Source organism: Nocardia shimofusensis NBRC 100134, from assembly GCF_001613125.1.
Lineage (GTDB): Bacteria > Actinomycetota > Actinomycetes > Mycobacteriales > Mycobacteriaceae > Nocardia > Nocardia shimofusensis.
In genome coordinates this window covers 195,810-221,807 of the sequence record NZ_BDBT01000002.1, presented here as the reverse complement: position 1 = coordinate 221,807, position 25,998 = coordinate 195,810, and the positions used below count along the sequence as shown (strand labels likewise).

30 protein-coding genes are annotated in these 25,998 nt (G+C 67.4%); 14 read left to right on the top strand and 16 right to left on the bottom strand.

Annotation, left to right across the window (positions count from 1 at the left end):
• From NS3_RS03305 to NS3_RS03295, 3 genes are all read right to left on the bottom strand, one after another.
• The gene (locus NS3_RS03305) at positions 1 to 327 is read right to left on the bottom strand and encodes a cupin domain-containing protein (protein ID WP_067853267.1); all 327 of its coding nucleotides are present in this window, start codon (positions 325 to 327) and stop codon (positions 1 to 3) included.
• Between the two features lie 146 nt (positions 328 to 473).
• Positions 474 to 977, bottom strand: a complete 504-nt coding sequence (locus NS3_RS03300; protein WP_067853589.1) for a dihydrofolate reductase — start codon at positions 975 to 977, stop codon at positions 474 to 476.
• An 8-nt stretch (positions 978 to 985) separates the two neighbouring features.
• A complete protein-coding gene (locus tag NS3_RS03295) occupies positions 986 to 1,804 on the bottom strand; it encodes a thymidylate synthase (RefSeq protein ID WP_067853264.1) in 819 nt (272 codons plus the stop codon).
• 110 nt (positions 1,805 to 1,914) lie between these two features.
• Between NS3_RS03295 and cobF the strand changes: the two genes are divergently transcribed.
• Both cobF and NS3_RS03285 read left to right on the top strand, forming a co-directional pair.
• A complete protein-coding gene (gene cobF / locus NS3_RS03290; RefSeq protein ID WP_067853263.1) occupies positions 1,915 to 2,685 on the top strand; it encodes a precorrin-6A synthase (deacetylating) in 771 nt (256 codons plus the stop codon).
• 64 nt (positions 2,686 to 2,749) lie between these two features.
• Entirely contained in the window at positions 2,750 to 3,619 is an 870-nt protein-coding gene (locus tag NS3_RS03285) for an Fpg/Nei family DNA glycosylase (RefSeq protein ID WP_067853260.1), read from the top strand.
• Positions 3,620 to 3,784: 165 nt separating this feature from the next.
• Here NS3_RS03285 and NS3_RS03280 read toward each other — a convergent pair whose 3' ends face one another.
• The 3 genes from NS3_RS03280 to NS3_RS03270 all read right to left on the bottom strand — a co-directional run bounded on the left by NS3_RS03280 (position 3,785) and on the right by NS3_RS03270 (position 7,250).
• Entirely contained in the window at positions 3,785 to 5,293 is a 1,509-nt protein-coding gene (locus NS3_RS03280; RefSeq protein ID WP_067853257.1) for a carboxylesterase/lipase family protein, read from the bottom strand.
• 95 nt (positions 5,294 to 5,388) lie between these two features.
• On the bottom strand, positions 5,389 to 5,634 hold the full coding sequence (locus NS3_RS03275; RefSeq protein WP_067853254.1) for a DUF2630 family protein: 246 nt from the start codon (positions 5,632 to 5,634) through the stop codon (positions 5,389 to 5,391).
• Positions 5,631 to 7,250, bottom strand: a complete 1,620-nt coding sequence (locus tag NS3_RS03270) for an aminotransferase-like domain-containing protein (protein ID WP_067853251.1) — start codon at positions 7,248 to 7,250, stop codon at positions 5,631 to 5,633. The genes NS3_RS03275 and NS3_RS03270 overlap by 4 nt, the downstream gene beginning before the upstream one ends.
• 80 nt (positions 7,251 to 7,330) lie before the next feature.
• Between NS3_RS03270 and NS3_RS03265 the strand changes: the two genes are divergently transcribed.
• On the top strand, positions 7,331 to 8,023 hold the full coding sequence (locus NS3_RS03265) for a pyridoxamine 5'-phosphate oxidase family protein (RefSeq protein WP_067853249.1): 693 nt from the start codon (positions 7,331 to 7,333) through the stop codon (positions 8,021 to 8,023).
• A gap of 129 nt (positions 8,024 to 8,152) precedes the next feature.
• On the opposite strand, the gene NS3_RS03260 is transcribed toward NS3_RS03265, so the two are convergent.
• Both NS3_RS03260 and NS3_RS03255 read right to left on the bottom strand, forming a co-directional pair.
• A complete protein-coding gene (locus tag NS3_RS03260; RefSeq protein WP_245649447.1) occupies positions 8,153 to 9,481 on the bottom strand; it encodes a hypothetical protein in 1,329 nt (442 codons plus the stop codon).
• Complete coding sequence (locus tag NS3_RS03255) at positions 9,478 to 10,269, bottom strand: crotonase/enoyl-CoA hydratase family protein (RefSeq protein WP_067853243.1); 792 nt, start codon at positions 10,267 to 10,269, stop codon at positions 9,478 to 9,480. The genes NS3_RS03260 and NS3_RS03255 overlap by 4 nt, the downstream gene beginning before the upstream one ends.
• A gap of 74 nt (positions 10,270 to 10,343) precedes the next feature.
• Here NS3_RS03255 and NS3_RS03250 point away from each other — a divergent pair, with 74 nt between their 5' ends.
• From NS3_RS03250 to NS3_RS03220, 8 genes are all read left to right on the top strand, one after another.
• Positions 10,344 to 10,991 (top strand): TetR/AcrR family transcriptional regulator, encoded by a 648-nt coding sequence (locus tag NS3_RS03250; protein ID WP_067853240.1) that lies wholly within the window; start codon positions 10,344 to 10,346, stop codon positions 10,989 to 10,991.
• The gene (locus tag NS3_RS03245; RefSeq protein WP_067853237.1) at positions 10,978 to 12,600 is read left to right on the top strand and encodes an acyl-CoA dehydrogenase family protein; all 1,623 of its coding nucleotides are present in this window, start codon (positions 10,978 to 10,980) and stop codon (positions 12,598 to 12,600) included. Before NS3_RS03250 ends, NS3_RS03245 begins: the two co-directional genes overlap by 14 nt.
• Before the next feature lie 122 nt (positions 12,601 to 12,722).
• Entirely contained in the window at positions 12,723 to 13,145 is a 423-nt protein-coding gene (locus tag NS3_RS03240; protein ID WP_067853234.1) for a YciI family protein, read from the top strand.
• Positions 13,146 to 13,178: 33 nt separating this feature from the next.
• Positions 13,179 to 14,474, top strand: a complete 1,296-nt coding sequence (locus NS3_RS03235; protein WP_067853231.1) for an RNA polymerase sigma factor — start codon at positions 13,179 to 13,181, stop codon at positions 14,472 to 14,474.
• Between the two features lie 152 nt (positions 14,475 to 14,626).
• On the top strand, positions 14,627 to 14,866 hold the full coding sequence (locus tag NS3_RS03230) for a hypothetical protein (protein WP_157101148.1): 240 nt from the start codon (positions 14,627 to 14,629) through the stop codon (positions 14,864 to 14,866).
• 122 nt (positions 14,867 to 14,988) lie between these two features.
• The gene (locus tag NS3_RS28855; protein ID WP_157101147.1) at positions 14,989 to 15,258 is read left to right on the top strand and encodes a hypothetical protein; all 270 of its coding nucleotides are present in this window, start codon (positions 14,989 to 14,991) and stop codon (positions 15,256 to 15,258) included.
• Positions 15,259 to 15,286: 28 nt separating this feature from the next.
• On the top strand, positions 15,287 to 16,282 hold the full coding sequence (locus NS3_RS03225; protein WP_067853224.1) for a WXG100 family type VII secretion target: 996 nt from the start codon (positions 15,287 to 15,289) through the stop codon (positions 16,280 to 16,282).
• A gap of 25 nt (positions 16,283 to 16,307) precedes the next feature.
• On the top strand, positions 16,308 to 16,655 hold the full coding sequence (locus tag NS3_RS03220) for a hypothetical protein (protein WP_067853221.1): 348 nt from the start codon (positions 16,308 to 16,310) through the stop codon (positions 16,653 to 16,655).
• A 177-nt stretch (positions 16,656 to 16,832) separates the two neighbouring features.
• Here the strand turns inward: NS3_RS03220 and NS3_RS03215 are convergent, their stop codons facing one another.
• The 7 genes from NS3_RS03215 to NS3_RS03190 all read right to left on the bottom strand — a co-directional run bounded on the left by NS3_RS03215 (position 16,833) and on the right by NS3_RS03190 (position 22,981).
• Entirely contained in the window at positions 16,833 to 18,611 is a 1,779-nt protein-coding gene (locus NS3_RS03215; RefSeq protein ID WP_067853218.1) for a serine/threonine-protein kinase, read from the bottom strand.
• 99 nt (positions 18,612 to 18,710) lie between these two features.
• On the bottom strand, positions 18,711 to 19,238 hold the full coding sequence (locus tag NS3_RS03210; protein ID WP_067853215.1) for a hypothetical protein: 528 nt from the start codon (positions 19,236 to 19,238) through the stop codon (positions 18,711 to 18,713).
• Between the two features lies 1 nt (position 19,239).
• Entirely contained in the window at positions 19,240 to 19,653 is a 414-nt protein-coding gene (locus NS3_RS28850; protein ID WP_157101146.1) for a hypothetical protein, read from the bottom strand.
• A 132-nt stretch (positions 19,654 to 19,785) separates the two neighbouring features.
• Positions 19,786 to 20,427, bottom strand: coding sequence for a hypothetical protein (locus tag NS3_RS28845; protein WP_157101145.1), 642 nt, complete (start codon positions 20,425 to 20,427; stop codon positions 19,786 to 19,788).
• A 439-nt stretch (positions 20,428 to 20,866) separates the two neighbouring features.
• The gene (locus NS3_RS28840; protein WP_157101144.1) at positions 20,867 to 21,388 is read right to left on the bottom strand and encodes a hypothetical protein; all 522 of its coding nucleotides are present in this window, start codon (positions 21,386 to 21,388) and stop codon (positions 20,867 to 20,869) included.
• Positions 21,389 to 21,425: 37 nt separating this feature from the next.
• Positions 21,426 to 22,655: a WXG100 family type VII secretion target gene (locus NS3_RS03195; protein WP_157101143.1), complete on the bottom strand. Its 1,230-nt coding sequence runs from the start codon at positions 22,653 to 22,655 to the stop codon at positions 21,426 to 21,428.
• On the bottom strand, positions 22,652 to 22,981 hold the full coding sequence (locus tag NS3_RS03190; protein WP_157101142.1) for a hypothetical protein: 330 nt from the start codon (positions 22,979 to 22,981) through the stop codon (positions 22,652 to 22,654). Before NS3_RS03190 ends, NS3_RS03195 begins: the two co-directional genes overlap by 4 nt.
• An 88-nt stretch (positions 22,982 to 23,069) precedes the next feature.
• On the opposite strand from NS3_RS03190, the gene NS3_RS03185 reads away from it, so the two are divergent.
• Together NS3_RS03185 and NS3_RS28835 are read left to right on the top strand one after the other, a co-directional pair.
• A complete protein-coding gene (locus NS3_RS03185) occupies positions 23,070 to 23,468 on the top strand; it encodes a globin family protein (RefSeq protein WP_157101141.1) in 399 nt (132 codons plus the stop codon).
• A 4-nt stretch (positions 23,469 to 23,472) separates the two neighbouring features.
• A complete protein-coding gene (locus NS3_RS28835; protein WP_157101140.1) occupies positions 23,473 to 23,613 on the top strand; it encodes a hypothetical protein in 141 nt (46 codons plus the stop codon).
• Here the strand turns inward: NS3_RS28835 and NS3_RS03180 are convergent.
• Entirely contained in the window at positions 23,600 to 24,334 is a 735-nt protein-coding gene (locus NS3_RS03180) for an HAD family hydrolase (RefSeq protein WP_067853194.1), read from the bottom strand. The two genes, NS3_RS28835 and NS3_RS03180, sit on opposite strands and share 14 nt — an antisense overlap.
• A 93-nt stretch (positions 24,335 to 24,427) precedes the next feature.
• On the opposite strand from NS3_RS03180, the gene NS3_RS03175 reads away from it, so the two are divergent.
• The gene (locus NS3_RS03175; protein ID WP_067853585.1) at positions 24,428 to 25,627 is read left to right on the top strand and encodes a helix-turn-helix domain-containing protein; all 1,200 of its coding nucleotides are present in this window, start codon (positions 24,428 to 24,430) and stop codon (positions 25,625 to 25,627) included.
• Positions 25,628 to 25,998: the final 371 nt, after the last annotated feature.

Below are 25,998 nucleotides of genomic sequence, written 5' to 3'. Positions count from 1 at the left end.
CTAGATCGCCACCGTCAGCAGGAACGCGACGTCGTCGTCGGCCTTCACGCTGTGCCTGGCCTTGGGCACCACGATCAGGTCACCCGCCGAGCCTTTCCATTCGTCGACGCCGCTGATCAGCGTCAACGTGCCGGTCAGGACGTGGATGGTGGCGTCGCCGCCGTTGTCGTGCTCGGCCAGGCTCTGCCCCGCTGTGAGGGCGACCACAGTCTGGCGCAGCGAGTGGGTGTGCCCGCCGTAGACGGTCTGCGAACTGCGTCCGCTCGACGCGGTGGCGGCCAGCTTGAGCTGCTGGCGAGCCAGGGCGGTCAGCGACTTCTTGTCCATGGGAATGCCTTTCGCGAGATGCGTTCGCGTCGAGATCGGCCGACGACGGGGCGCTCGCCGCCGGTGTCCTTGGAGTATGCCGGACCGCTCGGGCGGGCGTGTCCGCTTTGCCGACCCGCCCGCGGTCGCTCGTGCGTCGGCCCCGCTCAGGTGCGGGTTCGACGCACGTAACGATCGATACGAAAGCGCAGGCCGGTGGCGGAGACGCGCTCGGGCTCGGATTCCAGCAGCCGCCATTCCGGGCCGATGTCCGGTGCGTGCGCGTCGCCCTGCACACTGACCTGCACCTCGGTGACCAGCAGTTCGGTCGCGAAATCCATTGCCGTGGCATAGATTTCCGCACCACCGGCCACCCACACCGATTCCGGTTCGGTCATCGCCAGCGCCTCGGTCAGCGAGCTCGCGCGCTCGGCGCCCGGGGCGGACCAGTTCGGCTGCCGGGTGAGCACGATATTGCGGCGTCCGGCCAGCGGGCGGAACTTCGGCGGCAGCGAATCCCAGGTCTTGCGGCCCATGATCACCGGGTGCCCCCAGGTGACGGTGCGGAAGTTGGCCATGTCCTCGGGCACGCGCCAGGGGATGGTGTTCTCGAACCCGACGACGCCCTCGGGGCTCTGCGCCCAGATCAGGCCGATGGTGCGGGTGGACACGATGGTGCTCACACCGCCACCGGAGCCTTGATCGGCGGGTGATGCCGGTAGCCGGTCACGGAGATGTCCTCGTAGGCGTAGTCGAACAGCGAGGGCGCCGGGCGCAGCTCCAGCCGCGGGAACGGATAGGGCTCGCGGGAGATCTGCTCGGTGACCTGGTCGATGTGGTTGTCGTAGATATGACAGTCGCCGCCGGTCCAGATGAACTCGCCGGGCTCGAGCTCGACCTGCTGAGCGACCAGGTGGGTGAGCAGCGCGTAGCCGGCGATGTTGAACGGCACGCCGAGGAACAGGTCGGCGCTGCGCTGGTAGAGCTGGCAGGACAGCTTGCCGTCGGCGACGTGGAACTGGAACAGCGCATGGCAGGGCGCCAGCGCCATCTTGTCCAGTTCGGCGACATTCCAGGCCGAGACGATCATGCGCCGGGAGTCGGGATCGGTGCGCAAGGTGTGCAGCACCTGGGAGATCTGGTCGATGTGATTGCCGTCGGGGGTCGGCCAGGACCGCCACTGCACGCCGTAGACCGGGCCGAGCTCACCGTCGGGCGCGGCCCATTCGTCCCAGATCGTCACCCCGTGCTCGCGCAGCCAGCTCACGTTGGAGTCGCCGCGCAGGAACCACAGCAACTCGTAGACGATCGACTTCAGGTGCACCTTCTTGGTGGTGACCAGCGGAAAGCCGGCCGACAGGTCATAGCGCAGCTGATGGCCGAACACGCTGCGGGTGCCGGTGCCGGTGCGGTCGCCCTTCGGTGTGCCGGTCTCGAGCACGAGCCGCAGGAGGTCCTCGTACTGGCGATCCGGTGGAACTTCCGTGTCCGTCTCCACGCCGGAAAGCTTAGTCGGGCTCCTCACGGTGACGGACGGTCGGGCTCGAGGCCGGCAGGCCCGATCGGGCCGGGCCGGGCATGCACCGGCGATCCTGGCATGCTCGGCGGATGCGCAAGCTCTACGTGATCGGTATCGGCGCGGGCGACCCGCGGCAGGTGACGATGCAGGCCGTCGAGGCCATCCGGCAGGTCGAGGTGTTCTTCGTGATCGGCAAAGGCGAGGCCAAACGCGAGCTGGTCGAGGTGCGCACCGAGATCCTGCGCGCCCACCTGGACTCCGCACCCCGGATCGTGGAGATCGCCGACCCGCCGCGCGAGCGCACCCCCGGCAGCGCCCCCGCCTACCGGGGCGTGGTCGAAGACTGGCACGAGCGCCGCGCGGAACTGCTGGAACAGTCCTTCGCCGAGGTCGACGGGGTCGGCGGCATCCTGGTCTGGGGCGATCCCTCGCTCTACGACAGCACCCTGCGGATGATCGAGCGGGTGCTGCGCCGCGGCACGCTCGACTTCGACTACGAGGTGATCCCCGGCGTGACGAGCGCCCAGGCCTTGGCCGCGCGCCATCGCATCGTGCTGCACGAGATCGGCGAACCCGTGCACATCACCACCGGGCGCAGGGTGCGCGACGAGGGGCTGGGACCGGGCTCGACGCTGGTCATGCTCGACGGCGACTGCGCCTTCACCGAGGTCCCCGGCGACGTGCACATCTGGTGGGGCGCCTATCTGGGCATGCCCGACGAGACCCTGATCGCCGGGCAACTGCGCGACGTGCGCGAGCGCATCGTCGAGGTGCGCTCCCGGCTGCGCGCCGAAAAAGGCTGGATCATGGACATCTACCTGCTGCGTCGCGCGCCGGGAAGTGTCGGGGCCGCCGGGTAGCCTCGGGCGTGAACCCGAAACCAGCTGAACCGAACCAGCTGAACCGAACCAGCGGAGGTACTCCGTGCCCGAACTGCCGGAAGTGGAGGCGCTGGCGCAGTTCCTGCGGGAACACGCGGTCGGCGCGGTGGTCGGCCGGGTCGATGTCGCCGCGCTGAGCGCGGTCAAGACTTTCGACCCGCCGGTGACGTCGCTGTCCGGTCGCGATGTGACCGGTGCGGCGCGCTGGGGCAAATTCCTGGGCCTGGACTGCTCGGGGCGCTGGCTGATCACCCATCTGTCGCGAGCGGGCTGGCTGCGCTGGGTCGACGAACCCAGCCCGAATCCGCCCAGGCCCGGCGGTAAGAGCCCGCTGGCGCTGCGCGTGCACTTCTTCACCCCCGAGGGCGCGACCCCGGCGATCGACCTCACCGAGGCCGGGACGAAGAAACGGCTCGCGGTCTACGTCGTCGACGATCCGGCGCAGGTGCCCGGCATCGCGCGGCTCGGGCCGGACGCGCTGGCGGTGAGCGAGCCGCAGTTCGACGAGATCCTGCGCGGGGCCTCGGGCCGGGTGAAGACGGTGCTGGTGGACCAGACCCTGCTCGCGGGCATCGGCAACGCCTACTCCGACGAGATCCTGCACACCGCCATGCTCTCGCCCTTCGCGAACACCAAGACGCTGCCCGCGCAGAAGGTCGCCGAGTTGTACGCGGCGATGCGCACGGTGCTCACCGACGCGGTCGCCCGGTCTGTGGGGCAGGACGCCGCCCGGCTCAAGGGCGAGAAACGCTCCGGGCTGCGGGTGCACGCCAGGACGGGGCAACCGTGCCCGGTCTGCGGGGACACCGTGCGAGAGGTCTCCTACGCCGAACGGTCCTTCCAGTACTGCGCCACCTGCCAGACCGGCGGAAAGGTGCTCGCCGACCGCAGGATGTCGCGGCTGCTCAAGTGAGAGGCGGTCGTCCAGGTAGGTGGTGCCCGGCCGTGACAGCGCCTGCGGGGAGCACCCACGTCTCTGCGGCAGCCTGGTCACACGCCGACCCCTGGTGCTCCCTGGCATACAGGGGCCCTCGCGCACTGAGGCGGAGGCCGCCCACGCCGCCCCCGCAGGACACGCTCAGGTCAGGCTCGGCGCCCGCACGCCGGCCCACGCCAGCCGTCGCTGCCGGTCCGGGTCCGGCAGTACGCGGACCGGGTCGTCGATGATGAGGGTGAGCCGGTCGGTCTCGGTGTAGGCCGGCCACGACGGCAGCGGCGCACCGGTGCGCGCGAACGCCAGCCAGTTGTCCTGGAACTGTCTGGTCACGACCTGCATGCTGCGCGCGCCGCCCGCCGCCGTCAGCGCCCGCCCGATCGGGCCGTCGCCCACGCCGAAGACCGGGAACAGGTCGGTGGCGTGGGTGGCTCCGATGCCCGCCAGCTTCAGCGCGCGCGGGGCGTAGTCGAAGCGGTAGGCATAGGTGGGGGCGTGCCTGCTGTGGCCCTCCATCACCGCCACGGACGGACGCCAGAAGACATAGTCGCCGCCCATCCGCACCGCTGTCCGCGTCTCCGGGTACCGCGGGTAGGCCGCGCGCACGCGCTTCTCGACCTCCGGACCGGCGGCGCTCAGCAGGATTCGCAGCCGTTCGGGATTCGTGGGCAGGTAGTCGGCGAACCGGGCGAACAATTCGCCTTCGTCGCGGCAGGTGCCGATGATCAACGGCACGTCGGCCGCGTTGCCGTCGCGGATCGCGTCGACCGGGGCCTGCGGCAGATACTCGCCGTCGGCGACCGGGCAGATCGGGAAGAAACCGGGGCGCAGACGCCCGGTGGCGGCAATCGTGCGGTCGGCCGCCTTCCGGATGTCGTTGGCGGGCAGCTCCTGCAGTGCCTTCGCGGCGTCGGCGGGATCGACGCCGAGCTTGCCGACCAGCAAGCGGGCGAACTCGGCGGCATCCTCGGCCGACAGACCCCAGTCGGCGGGTGGGCTCTGGGCGATCGCGCGGTGGAACAGTCCGTGCGCGGCCGGGACCGCCATCAGCGACAGCACGGCGTGCGCGCCCGCGGATTCACCGAAGATGGTGACATTGCCCGGGTCGCCGCCGAACGCGGCGATATTGCGCTGCACCCACTCCAGCGCGGCGACCTGGTCGCGCAGGCCGAGGTTGTGGTCGAACGGCCGGGAGGGGGTGGCGAACTGACTGAAATCGACGTAACCGAACGCGCCGAGGCGGTAGTTCAGCGTGACCACGACCGCGCCGCGCTGCGCCAGCCGCGCCCCCGAGTACAGGTTCAGCGCCGAGGTGCCCATCACGTAACCGCCGCCGTGGATGAACACCATCACCGGGCGCGGGGTGATCGACGGTGTGACGGGGACGGTGACATTCAGTGTCAGCGAGTCCTCGCTGGTCGGCTGGTAGACCCGCGCGCCGATCCTGGCGCCGCCGCGATGCTGGAAGGAGGCCGCGGCGAACTCGGTCGCGTCGCGCACACCCGACCACGGCTGCACCGGCTGCGGCGCGCGGAATCGCAGCTCACCGATCGGGGGCGCGGCGTAGGGAAGGCCGCGCCAGCGCAGCACCCGCTTGCCCCGTCGACCCCGGACTACACCGTCGTCGGTCGTGATGTCGATCGTTGCCACCATCGAACGATCGTAACCAGCGGCGCCGGTCCGGCGCGAGGGTCACGGAGGCGGCTTCGAGCGCGTGCCCGGCGCCTCGGCACGCGGTGCCATTCCCGCTACTGCAGGTAGCCCTCGACCTGGCGTGGGGAGTTGAGCTGCGCCTCCTCCGGCGACCCGCCCGAATCCTGCCTGGCCCGCCGCTGACGCAGCAGATCCCAGCACTGATCGAGCATCACCTCGATCTCGGCCAGGCGTTTGCGCTCGTCGACCGGATCGACCTCACCCGCAACCGCTTTCGCGCGCAGCCGGTGTTCGTCGTCGACGAGCTTCTTGATGCGTGCCAGGAGATCCTGATCGCTCATGCCCCCATGCTACGGACCCGGCCGGGTGGCAGCGGGTGTTCGTCGCGGGCGCGTGCGAGGCAGTCCGCTGCCAGCTTCGCCGCGATTCGCAGCTGTGGCAGGCCTGGCGCGGTATAGCCGAGCGGGATGCCGTAGCTGCGCGGGGCAGTCTCGGGATGCGGGAAGGGCTCGGGATGCTGGAAGGGCTCGATGTGCGGTTCACCGCGAGGATGGCGGTTGCGGAGCGAATCGAGTCCACGGTCGCGGCGCTCGCGGTGCGGATCAGCCTCCGGACGCGGATCAGCCCGCCGGTGCCGATCGCGCTGTCGGACGTGCTCATGGTGCCGCACGGGCCCGCCGAGCGCGGTGGTGGCGAGGTGGTGGCGGCCCAGCGAGTCGAGGTCGAGGCCGGCGGCTCGGCCCAGTCGCACCGCCGCCCGCTCGGCTGCCTCGCCGGGCAGCGGGACCACGACGTGGGAGCCCGCGTCGTCGCCGAGCACTTCGAGCCCGCGCTCGCGCAGCGCGGTGACCATGAGTTCGCGCCGGGGCGCCACGATGCGGCGCAAGCGGCGCAGGTGCCGGGCCAGGTCGCCGTGCCTGGCGAGCTCGGCGAGCACCATTTGCCCGGCCGGGGCCGGTGCCGTACCGGTGTACTCGCGGTGGGCGAGCACCGCGTCCGTGATCTCCGGCGTCGCGACCAGCCAGCCGACGCCCAGCGCGGGGGACAGGATCTTGCTCGTCGTGCCCAGGTGCACCACCACGTCGGGGGCGAGCGCGGCCAGCAGCGGCAGCGGTGCGGTGTCGTAGCGCAGCTCGCCGTCGTAGTCGTCCTCGATGACGAGCAGGCCGTGTCGCCTGGCGTGTTCGATCAGTTGCACCCGGCGTGTGGCGGGCATGCGAGCGCCCAGCGGAAACTGGTGCGCCGGTGTGCAATACACCGCGCGCACGTCCGGTGGGATCAGATCCACCCGCAGCCCGGCGGCGTCCACCGGCACCGGCCGCACCAGGATTCCCGCGGCCAGGAACGCGCCCACCGCCCGCTGGTAGCCGGGGTTCTCGACGGCCACCGCGTCACCGGGGTGCAGCAGTGCGGCCGCGAGTTCACCGACCGCGGCGCTGGTTCCCGAGGTCGCCAGGACGATCGTGTCGCCACCCGCACGCAGGCCGCGATGGCGCAGCAGATGCTCGGCGACCGCCGCCACATACGTGGGGTCCCCGCCGCGATCCTTGCGCACGATCGGTGGACGGTCCGCCGCCGCGCGCCATGCTCGTCGCCACGCCGCCCGGTCGATGGCCTCCACGCACGGCGCTCCGGGGCCGAGATCGTGTAGTGCCGAATGCGCGCCGTCGCCGGTCCCGGCGGGATGGTGTTCGGGTGCGGTGGCGGGGGCCGCCGTCAGGTAGGTGCCCGAGCCGCGCCTGCCCGCGATCCAGCCCTCGGCGTGCAATTGGTCGTACGCGGCCGCGATCACGCTGCGGCTCACCCCGAGCCGTTCGGCCAGCGCCCTGGTGGAGGGCAGCCGGTCGCCGCCGCGCAGCACCCCGCCGGCGGCGGCGTTGCGCAGAGCCTCGGCCACCTGCACCGCGAGCGGCTCCGCGGCGGTGCGGTCGAGGACGACCGGCAATTCGTCGAGCACGATCTCTCCCGAAGTGGACTGTCGAATCCTTATAGAATTGGACCTTCGATCATGCCACTGCTGGACCGCATGCTGAATCCATGCCAGCAGATCTCACCGCTCCCACCCGACCGCCGCTGTCCCCGACCCCGCGCAGCACGCCGACTCGAGAGAGGGACCGGGCCCGCACGGATCGCGCCGAGCTCGACGCGGTGCTCGCCGCCGGGCTCGTCTGCCACCTCGGCGTGCAGCTCGACGGCAGCCCCGTCGTGCTGCCCACCGCCTACGGTCACGACGGCCGATTCCTCTACCTGCACGGCTCGACCGGCGCGGGCAATATGCGCGCCGCGCTCGGCGCGGAGATCTCGGTGGCCGTCACCCATGTCGACGGCGTCGTCTACGCCCGTTCGGCCATGCACTTCTCGATGAACTACCGCTCGGCCGTCATCCGCGGTCGCGCGGTGGAGATCACCGATTCCGGCGAGCGGATGGAGGCCCTGCGCATCATCGTCGAACACGCGGCCCCCGGCGCGTGGGAGCGGGTGCGCCCGCCGAACCGCAAGGAGATGGCGGCGACCCTGGTCCTGGCGGTCGATCTCACCGAGGCCTCGGTCAAGGTGCGCACCGGCGACCCCCGCGACGATCCCGAGGACATCGCGGCGGGCGGCGTCTGGGCGGGCGTGCTGCCGATGCGCCAGGTCTTCGACCCACCCGTCGACTCCGCCGACCTGGAACCCGCTGTGGCGGTGCCCGATTCGGTCCTCACCCGCGTGACTCAGGGCGAGCTCGTCTGACACCCCGCTCGCCCGCCGCGTTCGCGCACGCCCGCCGCCCACGTAGTCGCCGCTGCGGGCGGAGTGTGCCGCAGGCGGCGCCGATCCGGCCGATCTCCGATGCGTGATCTACGCGACCGCGGCGCCGTCTCACCAGAACGACAGCGAGAGCCCGAGTGTGGAGGCGACCCGGGCGGCCGCCTCGGCCAGCGCATCCGGTGAGTCGATGCCGGGCGGGTCGAGGGCCACCAGGCACAGCGTGTAGTCCGCGCCGATGCGGCAGAGGTAGCCCGAGAGCCGGGTCCTCGGCCGGGTGCCGACGGTCAGCCCGGGGTGGATCGCCCTGGCCGCCACGCCGAGGCATCGATGCGGGCCGAAGCTGCTCAGCTGCTCGGGCAGGTCGCCGATGTTCGAGCACAGGATGTCGCGTTCACCCGCGCCCGCGGCCATCCGATGCGCGAGCCGGTCTCCGACGACTTGGAGGATCTCCTCCGGCACGCCGGCCGGACCGGACATCCGGTGTTCGTAGGCGGCGCGTGCCTTCGCCCGCAGAGTGGCCGGAGTATCGAGGGGATCGACGACCACCGAGGTCACCGCGATGTCGTTGGACACCCGTGGTTCGTCACGGGTGTCCACCGGCAGACTTGCCTCGATCCCGGCCCATGTGAAGCCGTGCGCGGCGCCGGCTGTCCGCAGTGTCTCGGCGACCAGCTGGATGAACAGGCTGTTGGCGGTGCCGTCGTGCTCGGCCGCGACCCGGTCCCAGATAGCCGCCTCGCACTGGGCTGCCACGCTGTGCACCGGCAGCGGATCGTCGGCGCCTGCCGCACGCGCGTGCCCATCGCGATCCGGTGCCGCGTCACGAACCGCTCGCACCGGATGAGCGCCCAGACCGCGCACCGCGCGCAGCGTCCCGCCGACCACGATCGACCACTGCCGCACCGCGTCCCGCCATTCCGACTCGGCACGGGCTGGAGTCGAAGGACTGTCACCGGGGGCGTTCGTACCATCCGCCTCGAGCCGAGCCAGCGCACGGCTCGCCGCGAGGACAAGTCCGCGAGCGTCGGCGATGACGTGCGAACAGGTCAGGGCGATGATGGTGCCCCCGTCGTCCAGTGGCGTGGCCGACAACCGCCAGCCGGGCCCGAACTCGGGATCGAGGTCGGCGCCCTGACCATCGGCCCAGGTCAGCGCCTGTGCGACGGTCAGCGGTGCGCTCGCCAGCACGAGCGGATGGGCGCGCTGGTTCGGACGCCACGCGGGCCGGGCTCCGGGGACGCGCGAGCGGACCACCCGCCTGCCCAGATCGCCGGTGCGCAGGACCGCGTGCAGCCTGCGCAGCAGATCCGGCTCGACGCGATCGGCGGTGCGCCAGAGACCTTGCAGGACATTCGGAGTGCCGAGCCCCTTGTGCCCGCGCAGGAAGATCTCGTCGACGACGCCGAGCCGAGGCGTCCGCACCCCACCCGTCACGCTCACTCGGCCGCGCCGTGCCTACCCGCGCCTGCCGCGAACCGTTGCGCCCCGTCGAGCGCTCCGGCGCTCAGCGAGGCGAATCCGTGCCGGAACTCGTTGGCCAGCGCGGTCGGCTCGTCCATGCCCTCCTGCTCGAGCAGCGACATGCGGTCCGAGCGCAGGCACGCCTGGGGGAGCCCGGCGAGTTGGGCCGCGAGTTCCTCGGCGGCGGCCCGCGCCTGCCCGGCGGGCACCACACGATCCACCAGCCCGATCCGCAGCGCCTCCTGCGCGTCCACCGGACGCCCGGTGAGCACCAGATCCATCGCCCGCCCCGCCCCGATCAACCGGGGCAGGCGCACCGTGCCGCCGTCGATGAGCGGCACACCCCAGCGCCGGCAGAAGACACCGAGCGTGGCGTCCTCCTCGGCGACACGCAGATCGCACCACAGCGCCAGCTCCAGTCCGCCCGCGACGGCGTACCCGCTGATCGCCGCGATCACCGGCTTGCTCAGCACCATCCGGCTCGGCCCCATCGGCCCGTCGCCGTCGGGCTCCACGCGATTGCTCCGCTCGGTGCCCAGTCCCTTGAGATCTGCTCCCGCGCAGAAGGTTCCGCCGTCTCCCCAGAACACCGCGACCGAGGCGTCCGGGTCGGCGTCGAACTCGCGGAAGGCGTCGGCCAGGGCCGCGGCGGTCGGTCCATCGACGGCATTTCGGGCCTGGGGACGATGCAGGATCACTGTCGTGACCGGACCGTCGCGTTCGACCCGCACGGCGGGGCCGGTGGCCTCCGAGGCGCTGAGACTCATTGCTCGAACATAGACCCGTAAGCGCTGGTGGGCGACCCTTGTGCAAAGAAGTGAATACGTGGTTCACTTTTTGCATGGTGTATCGCCGAAGCCCCGCCATGCAGGCCAGGCTGGACGCGCAGGCGCGACTGATCGTGCAGGCCGCGACGACGGTGTTGTCCCAGCAGGGCTTCGCCGGGCTGTCGATGGCCTCGGTCGCGGCGACCGCGGGCGTGGCCACCGGCACCGTCTACAAGCACTTCGAGAGCAAGGCCGAACTGGTGACCGCCGTGTTCCGCGCGGTGGTCGGCCGGGAGGTCGACGCCGTCGCGGCGGCCGGGTCGTCGTCGGGCAGCGCCACCGAGCGGGTGGTCGCCGCCGTGCAGACCTTCGCCGGCCGCGCGCTACGCAACCCGAAACTCGCCTACGTGCTGCTGGTCGAACCGGTGGACGCCGTCGTCGACATCGAACGCCTGCGCTTCCGCCGCGCCTTCACCGACACCTTCGTCGCGGCCGTCGCCGAGGGCGTGGCGACCGGCGAACTGCCCGCCCAGAATCCCTACACGACCGGCGCGGCCCTGGTCGGCGCGATCGGCGAGGTACTCGTCGGGCCGCTGGCCACCAATCCGCACAACGCCACCGTTGTCCCCGACCTCGTCGCCTTCGCCCTGCGAGCGCTCGGCGCCCGCATCGGCGAGGCCACCACCACACCTATACCGGGAGCGCCCGATGCCCACTCATGAGGTCTTCAACCAGGCCCCTGACATCACCCCCTTCGACTTCTCGCGCAATCCGGCGCTCCTGGAAGGCCTGCACCGCGAGGGCGCGGGCTGGGCAGAAGCCGAAGTGCGCGAACTCGGCGTGCTCGCGGGCAGCTCGCGCGCCCAGGAATGGGGCAGGCTCGCCAACGAGTGCCCGCCCGTCCTGCGCACCCACGACCGCTACGGCCACCGCGTCGACGAAGTCGAATTCCACCCGTACTGGCACGAACTCATGACCGTCGCCGTCGAGCACGGCCTGCACGGCGCGCCCTGGCTCGACGACCGCCCCGGCGTCCACGTCGCCCGCGCCGCCAAGTTCTCCACCTGGGGCTTCGCCGACGCCGGACACATGTGCCCGATCTCCATGACCTACGCCGTGGTCCCCGCCCTGCGCCACAACGCCGAACTCGCCGCCGCCTACGAGCCGCTGCTCGGCTCCCGCAGCTACGATTTCGGCCTGCGCGAGCCGTCGACCAAGTCCGGGCTCATCGCGGGCATGTCCATGACCGAGAAGCAGGGCGGCTCCGACGTCCGGGCCAACACCACCACCGCCACCCCGCAACCGGACGGCAGCTACCGCATCATCGGCCACAAGTGGTTCACCTCCGCGCCGATGTCGGACATGTTCCTCACCCTGGCCCAGGCCCCCGGCGGCCTGTCCTGCTTCCTGCTGCCCAGGGTGCTGCCCGACGGCTCCCGCAACCCGATCCGCATCCAGCGGCTCAAGGACAAGCTGGGCAACAAGTCCAACGCGTCCTCGGAGATCGAGTACGAGAACGCCACCGGTTGGCTGGTCGGCGGCGAGGGACAGGGCGTCAAGACCATCATCGAGATGGTCAACATGACCCGTTTGGACTGCGTGATCGGCTCGGCCACGAACATGCGCGCGGCCACCGTGCTCGCCGTCCATCATGCCCGCCACCGGGAAGCCTTCGGCGCCAGACTGATCGACCAGCCCGCTATGCGCAATGTGCTCGCCGACCTGGTCATCGAGTCCGACGCCGCCACCACGGTGATGATGCGGCTGGCGGGCGCCACCGACCGCGCGGGCAGCGACCCCGCTGAAGCCGCCCTGCGCCGCATCGCCCTCGCGATCACCAAGTACTGGGTGTGCAAGCGCGCCCCCATGCACACCGCCGAGGCCCTGGAATGCCTGGGCGGCAACGGGTATGCCGAGGAATCCGGTATGCCCCGGCTCTACCGCGAGTCGCCGCTCATGTCGATCTGGGAGGGCTCGGGCAATGTGGCGGCGTTGGACGCCTTGCGCGCGATGGGCCGTCAGCCCGAGACCGTGCAGGCCTACGTCGACGAGGTGAACAAGTCGCGCGGCGCGAACCCGCGCCTGGACGACGCCATCGACCGCGTCGGCAAGGAACTGTCCGACCTGTCCGACATCGAGTACCGCGCCCGGCGGGTGGTCGAGCTCATGGCGCTGGTTCTGCAAGGCGCGCAGTTGGTCCGGCACGGCCACCCCGCCATCGCCGACGCCTTCTGCGCCACCCGGCTCGGTGACGACTGGGGCATCGCCTTCGGCACGCTCCCGGTCGGGGTGAGTACCGAGGCGATCATCGAGCGGGCGTTCGTGGACTGACCCGTCCGGGGCCGCCGTCGGCCTCGAAAATATTTTCGCCGGATGTGTCGATCTCGGCCCGTGTGGTTCGACGCCATGATGAGAGGGTCGAATCACGGCCCCCGGACCGAAGGAGCAGACCGATGAAGTACATGCTGATCATGCGCGCCACCGACGAGGCGATCGAGGCGTCCAAGGAGATCCCGTTCGAGAAGATCATCGAGGACATGGGCCGCTTCAACGAGTCCCTCATGAAGGCGGGCGTCCTGCTCGGCGGCGAGGGTCTGCGCGGCCCCGAGGAAGGGTTCGTCGTCGATTTCTCCTCGACGCCGCCGCTGGTCACCGACGGCCCCTACGGCGAGACCAAGGAACTGTTCGGCGGTTTCTGGCTCATCGACGTCGCGAGCACCGAGGAAGCGATCGAATGGGCCAAGCGGGTGCCGCTGGGGCCGGGCTCCAAGATCGAACTGCGGCGGGTCACCGAAGCCGAGGACTTCCCGCAGGACAACGAGTGGATGCAGAAGGAAGCGGGCTGGCGCGAGGAACTGGAGTCGCGCCAGGGCTGAGCCGCGAGGCTCGAGTTCGAAACGGATGACCCGATGAACGAATTCGGCCGCGCGGACGGCATCGAGTCCGCGCGGCGCTCGGTCGCTGCGGTGTGGCGGATCGAGGCGGCGCGCATCGTCGCCGCCTTGACCCGCGTCGTCGGCGACTTCTCGCTCGCGGAGGACCTGGCCCAGGAAGCGCTGGCCGACGCGCTGGCGCAATGGCCGGAAACCGGCGTGCCCGCCAACCCCGGGGCATGGCTGACCACGGTCGCCAAACGCAAGGCGATCGACGGCTGGCGCCGACAGCAACGCTACGACGACCGTCTGGCCGCGCTCGCGCGGGAGGTGGCCGCCGAGGAAGCCGAAGCGGTCGGCGCGGGCACGGCGCTACCCTTCGACCCCGACCACATCGACGACGACATGCTCCGCCTGTTGTTCATCTCCTGCCACCCGGTGCTCGCCCGAGAGGCGCAGGTGGCGTTGACATTGCGCGTGGTCGGCGGATTGACCAGCGAGGAGATCGCCCGCGCCTTCCTGCAGCCGACCGCCACCGTGCAGCAGCGCATCGTGCGCGCGAAGAAGACCCTGGCGGCGGCGAAAGTGCCGTTCGCGGTGCCCGCCCGCGCGGAGTTCGGCGACCGGCTGGCCGGCGTGCTCGGCGTGCTGTACCTGGTGTTCAACGAGGGACATGCCGCCGGCGCGGGCCCGGATTGGATGCGCCCCGACCTCGCCAGGGAGGCTCTGCGCCTGGGGCGCGTCCTGGCGAGCACAGTGCCCGGCGAACCGGAGGTGCACGGCCTGGTCGCGCTGATGGAATTGACCGCCGCGCGTTTCCCGGCCCGCCTCGACGCCGACGGACAGCCGGTCCTGCTCGCCGGCCAGGACCGATCGCGCTGGGATCGCGGCCGCATCCTGCGCGGTAGAGCGGCCTTGGCCCGCGCCGACGCACTCGGCCGTGGCCGCGGCGCCTACGGACTGCAGGCCGCCATCGCCGAGACGCACGCGCTGGCCGCCTCCGTCGAGGACACCGACTGGGAACGCATCGCGGTGCTCTACGAGGCGCTGGGCCGGCTCGCGCCATCCCCGGTAGTCGAACTCAACCGAGCCGTGGCGGTGTCCAAGGCCAACGGCCCGGCCGCCGCGTTGCGGATCGTGGACGATCTGGTCGAGCAGGGGAAACTCGCTCGCTATCACTACCTGCCCGCCGCCAGGGCCGAACTGCTCGCCCAGCTCGGCCGTCTCGGGGAGGCTCGTGCCGAATACGACAACGCGATCACATTGGCGGCCAACGAGGGTGAACGCGCGCTGCTGCGCCGCAAACGCGACGCGGCAGTCGACCGGCGGTGACGCGAGCCGGCTGGGTAGGGGCCGCGACGCAATCCCGGTCGGCTCACCCATCGCGCGTCACGATCTAACGCTGGAAGTTGCTCAACGACAGCAACGTGGGTGCTAGCGAAGGGCGCCGCATCCGCTCTGCTTCTCGCGTGAGGAATCCATACATGACAAAGCTATTGTCTCGCAACTTCGTTCGCGCCTCCCTCCGCGCCGTCGCGGTCGGTGTGGCCCTGGTGGCCGGCGGTGCAGGCGCTTCGGCGGCTCCGCCGACCCTCGACTTCGCGCCTGCCCCCGCCGCAACCGCACCGATCGCCACCGAAGGTACCGGCTCGGCCGACGCCCTCATGGGGCCCGGGACGGTTCTCTGCTGGTTGCTGAACCCGAGCACCACCTGCCAGATCTGATCTGCTGCACAAGATCTCACAGATACGAAAGCGGCCTTCTGACTCGGTGACCGAGGCCTGGCACTGTTTGCCCGGTACGCCTCGGTCGCATAAGCTCTGCGTAGGGTGTTTTGAGGGGGCACATGACCAGATTTGGTGCGTTGCTGGCTGAAGGTTTGGCACGTCGTGAGCTGATTGTGGGGGCAGTTCTTCTGTCGACGTTCACGATCGTGGTCGCGTTGAACTCGGCGGAAGCCGGGTGGAAATTTGGTTACTGTATAGCGGGAGCTCTGGGTATCGTCGGGACATTTGTTGTCATGCGTAGCAATTGGCGACTCCAATGGCTGGGGTCAGTCGGAATCATCCTCGCCAACGTGGTCCTATTGATTGTTCACGGAAGAATTTCCGGCTGATTTCAAATCGCTTTCTTTAGGGGGATAGGTGTCTGAGTTCACCGTCGAGATCGCCGACCTTCGTGGCTGGGCCGCGCAAGCCGGACGATCCGGCACGCATCTCTTCGAGGCACACAACTTCGCGGTCAGAAATATAAACGACGCGGACTTCGGGCGCATCATGAATCTCCTCAAGGGTGACTACGAAAAGATCGTGCCCGCACTCCATGTCGTATTGCTGGCGAGCAACGAGAACATGGACAAGGCCAAGAGGGCCTTGGAGATATCGGCTGAAGAGTACATCAACGCAGACATAAACTTCGCGAGATCATTTGCCGATCTCGACGCCGGAATATCTGTGACCGTCGCTGACGACAGCGTAGCGGACGGATTCGACGATTTATCGGGGCCCACGGCTCACTTGAAAGATCCGAGTAGTCGCGCAAAGGGAATTCCGACGGTTTCCTTCGGCATCCTGTGGGACCGAGTATGTGATCTTATCGTGCTCCTGGGTGCGTCCGATCCGCGTGAAGAAGTCGCGAAACTCCTTGCCGGAGATACTGTGAAGGCCTCGCGGCAAGCCGACGCCTGGCGCATGCTCGCCGAGTTGATCGATGACGTGAACGCGAATCTGGCCAGTGGTCAGACTTCGATCTCGAAAACATGGAAAGGCAACGCGGCGACTTCTGCCGAAGCTCATTTCGGTGCATGGAAGACGAAATTCGAGAACCTCGAGTCGGTCATGCGGAAAGTGGCTCAGGCTCTCGACGATGCCGCTGAGCAGGCGGTGAATCTGGCGCAGAACATTACCGACGCTTTCGTGTTGATTGTCAGTGTCATCGCCGCCGCATTCACGAAGGCTTCGATCCCGCTCTATGGTCAGGCGTATCTGGCCCAAAAAGGATGGGAAGCCATCAAACTGTACAAGGGCGTGATAACAGCGGTGAATGTGTTCTTCACCCTGCTGCGCTCGATCGTCAACCTTTTCATCTCGGGAGTTTCGGAGTTCAGTCGAGAGTCGTTGCCGACACCGCCGCAGGTTTAGCTGGTTCGAGTAGTAAGGTTCAACCATGGCAGCAGTTGACAGAAGTGGTCAGTACGAGTCCATTCTCGCGGACCTCAAATCGGAGATCGGCAAGTTGCGTGAGGAAACGCAACGGGTTGCCCAGGCAAACGTGACATCGGCCGAAGAGGCCCAGCAGCTGAGCCAGCTGGCAGCATCTGGCGAGCTGGGCGCAGAGATGCAACAGGCCGCGAGCCTGGTGGCTGGTGGCAGCGAAACGTGGGATTCCCTGTTCTCCGGAAAAACCGCCAACTCTGCTTTTCTCGAACCGATTATGCAGGCCAACATGGAAGAGTACGGTGGGGAACTGTCCGCCAAGATCAAGGCCGATCCTGTGCCTGGCGTCGTCGAATAGCCGGGTGCGAAAACTCCGGGCGATATCCTCCGGCCATTCGATACGGAGAGCGAATGATTCCGGGGCGACGGCACGCGCAGTGATCTCCCGAACTTCGTTGTGACGAGGGATCGGCACCTCATTCCGTCGAGGATCACGATGCTGTGATAGGCGCATTCATGGTTGGGGGTGGTCGGCTCAGCGGCCTCGGGGGTACATGGTGACGATGGAACCGTCGAGGTTCGCGGCGAGATAGGCACCGCCGTAGTCGTCGGTGAGGTACACCAGCAAGGTCGGTTTGCCGTCGTTGAAGGTCCAGGCGGGTTCGACGATCAGGTAGCGCAGCGTCGGATTCGGCACGCCGAGTTCAGCGTTCGCGGTGGCGAACAGGGCGGGCAGGACGTTCCAATCGATGCTGTCGAGGCGGATGGTCACATCGTCGTCGTCGAGTTCACCGCCCGCGCCCTCACGGGTCGCGACTCCGTTGCGATAGCTGTACTCGTCGTACAGGCCGGGCTGCGTCGCCAGCGGCGCACTGGCGTTGGCGTAGTTCGGGTAGACGGTGAACTCGGTGAACTCGGTCCCGCCCGCCAGTTGTCCCAGTGCCGCCACGGCGGCGCGCACCCCGTCGGGGGTGAGCAGATCGGCGGTGGTCGAGTCGGCGGCGGTGATCTGCGCGCCCTTGGTGGGGCTCGTCCCCGTCGTCCCGGGACCACTCGGCACGGTCGTCGCCCCGGTGGTCGTGGCCGTCCCGGTGGCCGAGGTCTGCCCTGTGCCGGGACGCAGCACAACCACCGCGGTGACGATGGCGGCGACGGTGAGCGCCGCCGCGGCGGCCAGCCCTACTCGGGCAACGGGCGTCAGGGCGCTACGCCGCGAGGGGCCTGGATAGGGTGCGGGCGCGGCATATCCGGGTGGCCCGGACGGATGCCCTCCCGCAGGTGCGGCGTATCCGGGCGAGGCGTATCCGGAGACGGCCGGATAGGGAGTCGACTCCGGCCAGGTCGATTGCGGACGCGGGCCCGACTCCGCGGAGTACGGCCCCGGCACGACGGGATACGGCCCGGACCGCGGCGGGCCGGAATCAGTCGTGTGCGCGCCGGGTACGGCCGGATTCGGCCCCGACACCGCGGGAGACGGCCACGATCCCCCCGGGGCGGTGATCACCTGGGTCAGCATCAGGTCCAGTTCCTCGGTCGAGGGCCTGCGCTCCGGCTGCGGCACCAGCACCGCCCCCAACACCGGGGCCAAGGGCCCGGCCCGCCGCGGGGCGGGAACAGTGCCCTGCAGAACCGCCGCCAGGGTGGCGACCGTGGTGTCGCGACGCATCGGGTGATAGCCCTCGACCGCGACGAACAGCAGCAGCCCCAGCGACCACAGATCGGAGGCCGGGTTGCCCTCCTGCCCGGCCAGCCGCTCCGGGGCGATGTAGTCGAGCGAACCCACCAGGTTCCCGGTGCCGGTGAGGCCGGTGGCGTCGTGCAGCGCGGCGATACCGAAATCGGTGAGCACGGGCGAACCATCCTCGCGCAGCAGCGCATTGGCGGGTTTGATGTCGCGATGCAGCACCCCGACCTGATGGGCGGCGCGCAGGCCCGCCAGAATGCCGCGCCCGATCAGTGCCGCCTCCTCGGGCGAGATCGGTCCGTCGGCGAGTCGATCCGACAGCGAACGCCCGCGCACCAGTTCCATGACGATCCACGGATGCCCCGGCGGCGGTGATTCGACGATGTGATGCACCGCCACCACATTCGGGTGACCGATCCGCGCCAGCGCGCGCGCCTCGCGCAGCACCCGTTCCCGCTGCACGCCGGGCGCTCCTGCGGAACTCTCCGGATCGGCGGGCCGCACCTCCTTCAGCGCGACCTCGCGATGCAGTGCCACGTCGTAGGCCCGCCACACCGTGCCCATGCCGCCGCTGCCGAGCGGTTCGAGCAACTCGAAACGTCCGTCTACCACCACCCGCTCGGAAACCACGGCGCAAGCCTATGGGGCGGGGAATTCGGATGCGAGGGCATGCCGGGTTCGCGGTCCGGATTCGTCGGTGCAAGAGCACGCAGTCCTGCACCTCGAGGCCTACTCCGCTGTCATCGTTCCCGTCGTCCGGTTGTATCGGATAACCGTCGCCGGTAGTAGGAAATCACGTTTGCCGAACCTCAGACTCGGCTCCCTGTCCCTCCACCAGACAGCCTGAACCGGCTTGCCCGCCGCCATGAAGACCGTCGTGTGCGGACTGGGCTGGTCGGGATCGGGACTCTTCGGTGGCCGATTCGTGAAGCATGCCAGATGAAGGTCCGGGGACACCTTCCGCTTCAGTGCCTCGTCGGTGGTCAGCGCGCCGATGTAGATCACCTGATCCCATTCCTCTGACCAGCCCGCGCTACGAGTCATATCCAACATCGTGGTCGTTTCGATCTGATGCGCGGCGGCGGCGTCGAACGCATCGATCAGTGAATCGGAAGATCCCAGCGGTTCTGCACGATTCCCGAGATCGAAGATCTCCGATGGGCACGGTGCGGTCTTCGGCTCGACAGTGGTGGTACTGCATGCCGCAGTGCAGAACAGCGTCGACGCTGCTATCGCGGCTGCAAGGACGACGCGCATATCAGTTTCCCTTCGGCATCGGAATGTCGGCCGCGGGCAGGATGGTGTTTCCTCCCGATTTGCTGCGTGCGATCTGACCACCGTCGGGAGTGAGTGGAGGCGGCGGAGGACGATCGCCAGTTCTGTCGGGGTGGCGGGCGATGATCGGGGGTGAAGCGCCACCAAGTGACCGGTCTGTGGTCGATGACGATCGGTTGATCCAGCTCCGCGGCTTCGACAGTGGGATGCCGAACCGGGTGAGCCATGCGGATACCCTCAATTCACGTTCGGCGACCAGTCGGCCGATACGAGCCACGATTCCGTCGGCCAGCTGAAATGTCGCATGGGTGCCGACCCGAAGCGGAATACTGTCTGTCGCGTCGATGTGAACAGCGGCTGCGGCTCGAGCAACGATTTCTGTCGTCGCCGGATTCATGTGCGGATCTCGGTCTGTCGTCACCGACTATGGAGGGGCGGAATGCATCGCCGGTCGTGGGGCCCGGCGCGGCATGAACCGAAGTCCCACCGGGCTGTGCGGCCATACCTCCCGACGTGGTTCGCGTCGCTTCTATTCGGCCTCCATGACACGACGATTCGGGTTGTAGCGGAATACCGTTTCCGGGGTCAGGAAGCTTTGCCCGCCGAAGTCCAGGCTGGGATTCTGTCCCGACCACCAGACGGCCTGCACAGGCTTGCCATCAGACAGGAACACGGTGGCGTGTGGGCTGACAAGATCGGAGTTGCTGCTTCGCCCCGGCAGTCCATCGAAGCATGCCAATGTGAGGTCCGTCCCGGACTCTCTCTTCAGGTGTGCATCCGTCATGGCGGAGGCTATGAAGATTACTCGGTCCCAGTTGGATGACCATCCGGCGCTGCTCGTCATCTCGGCCAGGGTCGTAACCGGGACTTGCTGGTCCACGGCTTGGTTGAAGACTCTGATCAACTCCTTGGGAGGTCCGAGTGGTGTTTCGGTGCTCTGGAGGTCGAAAACCTGTGATGGGCAGGTGGCAGCGCTGGGTTCGGAATCGTTTGCCCGGCATCCTGTGAGGGCCAGGGTCATCGACATCGCTACTGCTCCGAGCAGGGCAATGGGAAGTCGCACCTCAATTTCCTTTCGGTTGGTCGGAATCGTCCCGTGGGAGAGGGGTGTGAGGACGCCACCGTTCTGCAGATTGATGCGGCGCAGGCGAACGGGATCGTCGTCATCCACGAAGCCTGTGAGCCGCCGTGCCCGCGAAAGCGAACGGCGCTCGAGTTTCTCCGTCGCGCCCAGGACCGATCATGACAACGATTGAGGAGAACCATGCTGCCGCAGCGCATACCGAGATCAGCTCGGCCGAAGCCGGTTCCTCGGGTGTCGCCCGCAGTCCTCGTGCGGGTGGCCGAGGCTCTCCGGCGATGGCGGCCGGCGGACAGTGGAGACCGCGTTTCCGATGACTACTCGACCAGGTGGAAGGATGAATCTTGAGGTTTATGCTGATCAGGTTGGTTCTCGCCGCCTTGGGCGCACTCGTCGCGATCACCGCTTCGGCTGGTCGCGCCGGCGCGGTGACCGAGTCCCAGTGCACCCATGAGGGCGGTGGTGTCATCATCGCCGAAATGGATGGCACACGAACATGCTTCGGCGGCTTCTACACAGGCTTGCCCGACTATTCCACGCCCCGGACTTCTGCACGGCAAATGTCCGGTTCTCCGACCAGCGTTCCCGTATGCAGCTGCGACGTTACGATCGAGTCGGGAGTGGCGTAATTCCCGTAATTCACAGTGGGATCGAAGCTGTGTCCGGCTCGCATGTAGTTCGTGAATGCGTACACGACACGACCTTCGCGCACGAAGATTTCGGTCTTCACATGCTCGTCATCGGTGTAACCATCCCAGGTGGCATCGTCAACCCCAAGCGTAGCATTGGCTTTCTCCTCGGAGAAAGGGCCGGAGAAGCTGTACCAGCGGTCCCAATCGCCAATAGCGACACCAGAGTTCGCGATCACATCACCTAATTGCGTCACCCCGGAGCCATCGCACAGTCGGTCGAACGCTGCCGCGAAGGCCGGCGGCTCATCGACGATCGTTATCCGGTCACCACCGAAGGGAAGGCCGCACGCTGCAGAAGCTGCGACAAGCGCAATCCAGGCCGCCGTGCCGACCAAGCGGCCTACAATATTTCCGATCATGACTTGCGCGGATCCTCTCGTCCCTCGTCGTGGGGACTCATTTGGGCGATGGCCGGTTATCCGATGTCGGCGCACCGGGAAGGTACAGCTTTTCCCGGTTGTCGTCATACGCATCCGAATTCACATCTTGGTCGGGCGTCACTTGGTTTGTCCAGTTCAGCTTCTGGCTCTCGTCGATGATCACTGTATCGCCGTTGTCGACAGCATCTTTGACAAGGTCCTGTAGTTCCTCTGGGCTCGCGTCGGGATTGGCTGTGGCGATCTTGCGGCCGAGTTCGTTATTGTAGAGGTCCATTGCCTCGCGAACAGCGGCATTGTCGGCTCTGCCTTCGTGTTTCGAGGCATATTCTGTGGTCCACTCTTCGCCGAATTCCTGAGTCATACGGGCGTTCCAGTAGGCATGGCGGAAGGCGTCGGCATGGTTGTCCTGAGTGTCCTTCACCTCATCCCCGTCCCGGTTGATGTAGGTATCGGGATAGAGTTCCTCGCAAGCAGCCTTGGCGTCTTTTTGAATCATGAAGAACTTTGCCTGGTCGAGTAGGCTCAAGCGATCGAGCATGGCGGCTTCGCTCACAGTCACCTTCTCCTGCGGAATATTCTCGCCGAGCCAAGGGATCTTTCGTAGCTGTTCCAGCAGATCGCCGTCCGGCCAATCGACCAGCCCTTCCGGATCGGGCTCGACCTGGTAGTTGTTGATGATCGCATCGAGTTCCGCATCGGGAGGTATGGGGACATCTGCGAATATTCGACCGATAGCCTCACGCGCAGACGCCGTGGCATCACCGGCTTCTCGCAGGGCCTTGACGATCGCCTCCTGATGTAGTCGTGCGCCCTGTTTCAGAATTGCCTGAGCTACGTGCATTGCGAGGCCTTTTTCCTCGATCATCCAAGCCAGCACGGACACGTCATAGGTGACGAAACCGGTTTCATCGACGGTGTACCGCTCGTCCTCGGCCGCTTGGATAGTGTTTACTGCAGCCGATTTGGCATAGCCCAAAGCGTGGACGGCCTGGGATGTTGCTGGTCCCGCATTTTCGAGCGCCTCGACCACCTTCGACAACGACGACTTGGCCTCTTCGCTCTTCACGCGCATCGCATCGCCTGCGGAGCCCCGCCAAAAACCGGGCGAGTCGGCCAACTGCCTGCTGATGACGGCGTGTTGATCGGCTACGGTCTGCGCCGCTCGGCTCCATTCGCTGCCTTGCTCGATCAGAGAATCGAAATTCCATTGGCGGACCTGAGATTTTGTCGGAGGCATCCAACTCATCTCTGTCCGGCCTCTCTCATCACTTCCGTGTCCGCAAGGTCTTCGGTGCTCGTCGCCTGCCGCTGTTGCTGCTCTTTGTATTCGTTCAAGCTGGCCACGGCTGCATTGTTGATCTCCTCGAGTTGGCCACCCACCCCGCGTGCGCTCGCTCCGGCGCGCCAGCCGGCCTTCATGTAGGAGTGACCCAAGCCAGAGCCGGGCAAGGCTGTTTCAATGGCACGGAAGAAGCTCTGTGTCGGGATGGTGTCGAGCGTCTGCTGCGAGGTCGTGAGAACCCCGATCATTCCTTCGATGGCAGCTTGGTCGACGTACAGTTCGTCGCTCATCGTTCCCCTCCCCGGCGTACTTGCGGATAGGCTAACACCCGATCTGTACAGAGATGGGGGCCAACAGATGCAGTCGGAGCGCAGTGGCGTGGATCCGATCACGAGCCGTATGGGACAGGCTCGAAAGGCACTGCTGAGCGATAAGGCAACAGTCGCCCGGTACGGCGTCGCTGTCGACGTTGTTGCTGATGGGACGTTGAAGGCTGTGCGAATCGACGACACGGTCACTCCGTATGGGGCCGAACTCGGTGACCTGATTACGAGGCTGGCGGGTGAAGCTCTCGAAGTCGCGCGGGCAAACGTCCGTGATCGGATTGCCGAGATCAGTGCCGATCCGCGCATTGCTGCGATCATCGACTCTATCGATGATGCCTCCGAACGACCTCATCAGCAGTCGCTGAAGCCACGGATGGCGCGGGAGGAGGAGCTCACCGAGGAGGAGTTGATCGAGCTCAACACACGGCGAAACCAGTCGTGGTTCCGATGACTTGATGGAGGCTGAGCTGAGCGCCGAAGCCGAGCATGTGGCGAAGTGGAAACAGCGGGTGCGCATCTTCGGCATCCTGGTGACTGCGGTCCCATCCGTCGTGGTCGCGGTCGAATCGGCTCTCCGGGAAATCAACTATCGTTGAGCTCGCCCTGGATCAAATGACAGACACGTGCAGAATCGGTGAGGTCGGAAACGACGGCCCCCGCGCCGGCAGCGCGCAGCTCCGCGACGCTGCTTTTGCCGCTCGCCACCGCGACCACTCGCACCCCGGCCGTCTGTGCCGCCGCGACATCGTTCGGGGTGTCTCCGACAAGGACGATATCCCCAACTCCGAAGGTAGATTCATACCGTGCCGATGCGCGTTCCTGTGCAATGGTCACCAGTCGGGATCGTTCGCGATGGTCGTCCCCGTAGGCACTTGCCCCCAGGTCGAGATGGGTGTGCAGGTCGAAGACCTCGAGCTTGATGCGCGCCACTTGTCGCAGGTTCCCGGTCAGCACCGCTTGGTGGACGCCGGCCCGAGAGGCAAGCATTTCGACGGATTCCCTCGCTCCAGGTAGCGGCCGGCCTGTGCTCGCCAGCTCCGCGCGAGCCTTCTCGTATCCATCGATCAGCTCCGTGGCCAGAACTTTCAGAGCGGTGACGTCGGGTCGTATCCCGTTGATGCGCAACGTTTCAGCCATGATGTCGAGCTCTGTCCGTCCGGCCACCTCCGCCAGCTCGCCGAGAGGTTTTCCGAACGCGCTCAGGAACGCACGCCGGTAGATCGCGAGGCCGACGCCGCGGGACTCGATGAGCGTGTGGTCTATATCCCAGAGCACGAGAAGGGGTCGTATGATGCGACCGGCGTCGACGGGGGGCATGGTCGACAGTGTGCCAGCGAGTCGGCCGGTGGAGGGCGAGTCGACGGTTCTTCCGACAGGTCATGGATGACGATCGGGATCGAGGGGCAACACATGAGTGACAGCTTGGCGCGGCAGATCGGGGAACGAGTCCAGTTCTACCGCCAAGCATCCCGGCGAACGAAAGCGGTTGTGGCGGGCCTCGCCGGAATCACGCCAGACTACCTGTACCAGATCGAGCGTGGCCAGAAGGTTCCTACGATCGCGGTGCTGACCCTGTTGGCCGAGGTGCTGAGAGTTCCGGTCGGTCAGCTGATCGGCAAGGAGGCGGAGCCTGATGTCCGACCGAGCAGGACAGCGGCGGGTGAGGTGCTGTGCCGTGCGCTCACGAGCCCGATCGAGCGCAGCGCGAGGCCGGTGGATCCGGCGGAGTTGCGCCGACGGGTCGAGGATGCCTGGCGCACGTGGCAGATGTCGCCGCACCGCTACAGCCATCTGACGGCATGCCTGCCTGCACTGATCGTCGACGTGGAGACGACGATGCGAGCAGTGCGGGCGCATCCTGACAGTCCGGTGCAGTTGTGCGCATCCGATCTCTACTGCCTGCTGCGGACCGTAGCCAAACGCGTTGGTCGCCTCGATCTTTCCTTGCTAGCTGCTGACCGCGCGCTCAGATATGCCGAAGAGAGCGCGGACGCGCTGCGGACAGCCGCCGCGCAGTGGAATATGGCTCAGGTCCTCCTCGCCGGCGAAACCCCCGAAGCGGCACAGGACTTGGCTGCCGAAGCCGCCGCTGGTCTTCAGCCGCTCCAGCACGGAGGAGATGCCAGAGCAAACGCCCTCTGCGGAGCTCTGATGCTTGTCGAAGCTATAGCAGCCGCGCGAAACAACGACCCTTGGACTGCGCGGGAACGGATCCGTCAGGCCGCCCCGCTGGCAGCGAGTACCGGTGAATGCAACGCATTATGGACCGCATTCGGCCCGACCAATGTCGCGATGTACGCGGTTGGAGTCGAGATCGAGGCCGGTGAAGCGGTCGAGGGGTTGCGTATTGCCGAAGGGGTGGACCTCGGCCGATCGCCGTCGATCGAGAGGAGGGTCGCCTTCCTGATCGACCAAGCCAAAGGCTACGAACAGCGGCGCGACCTTCCCCGGGCCCTTGCTTTGATCGCCGCCGTTGAACGGCAAGCGCCGGAGGATCTTCGGTACCGAAGCAGTGCGCACACAGTCCTGCGATCGGTGGTGCAGCGCGGTCGTGGGTCCGTTGCAACACAGGCGTCGCAGCTCGCCCTGCGCATCGGTCTACCGGTCTGACTTGATCGCCGGAACCGACCCGAACTGCCAGTTCCGATTACCCGCCGGTAACGCTCGTACCGTCCTGTCCGTGCAACTTCGTGCTCAACCTCTCTATACCGTCAGTGAAATCGACCATGGGTCGAACGACGCTGCGCGGGAGGCGCTGCCCCGACGCCGACCGTTCCCCCGTGCACGCGCCCCATACAACGCCGTGCCTCGCCTGGTCCTCGAGCGCTACGCCGCGGCGCTACGCGACTGGGCGGACTCACCCGAACGTCCCGGGGGCGGGGTGCCGACCGAACCCCCGCCCCCGGTGACTCTCACCGAAGCACTTGCCATGACCGGATTGCCCTGCATCGGCGAATCCTGGGTGCAATCGACGAGGCAGC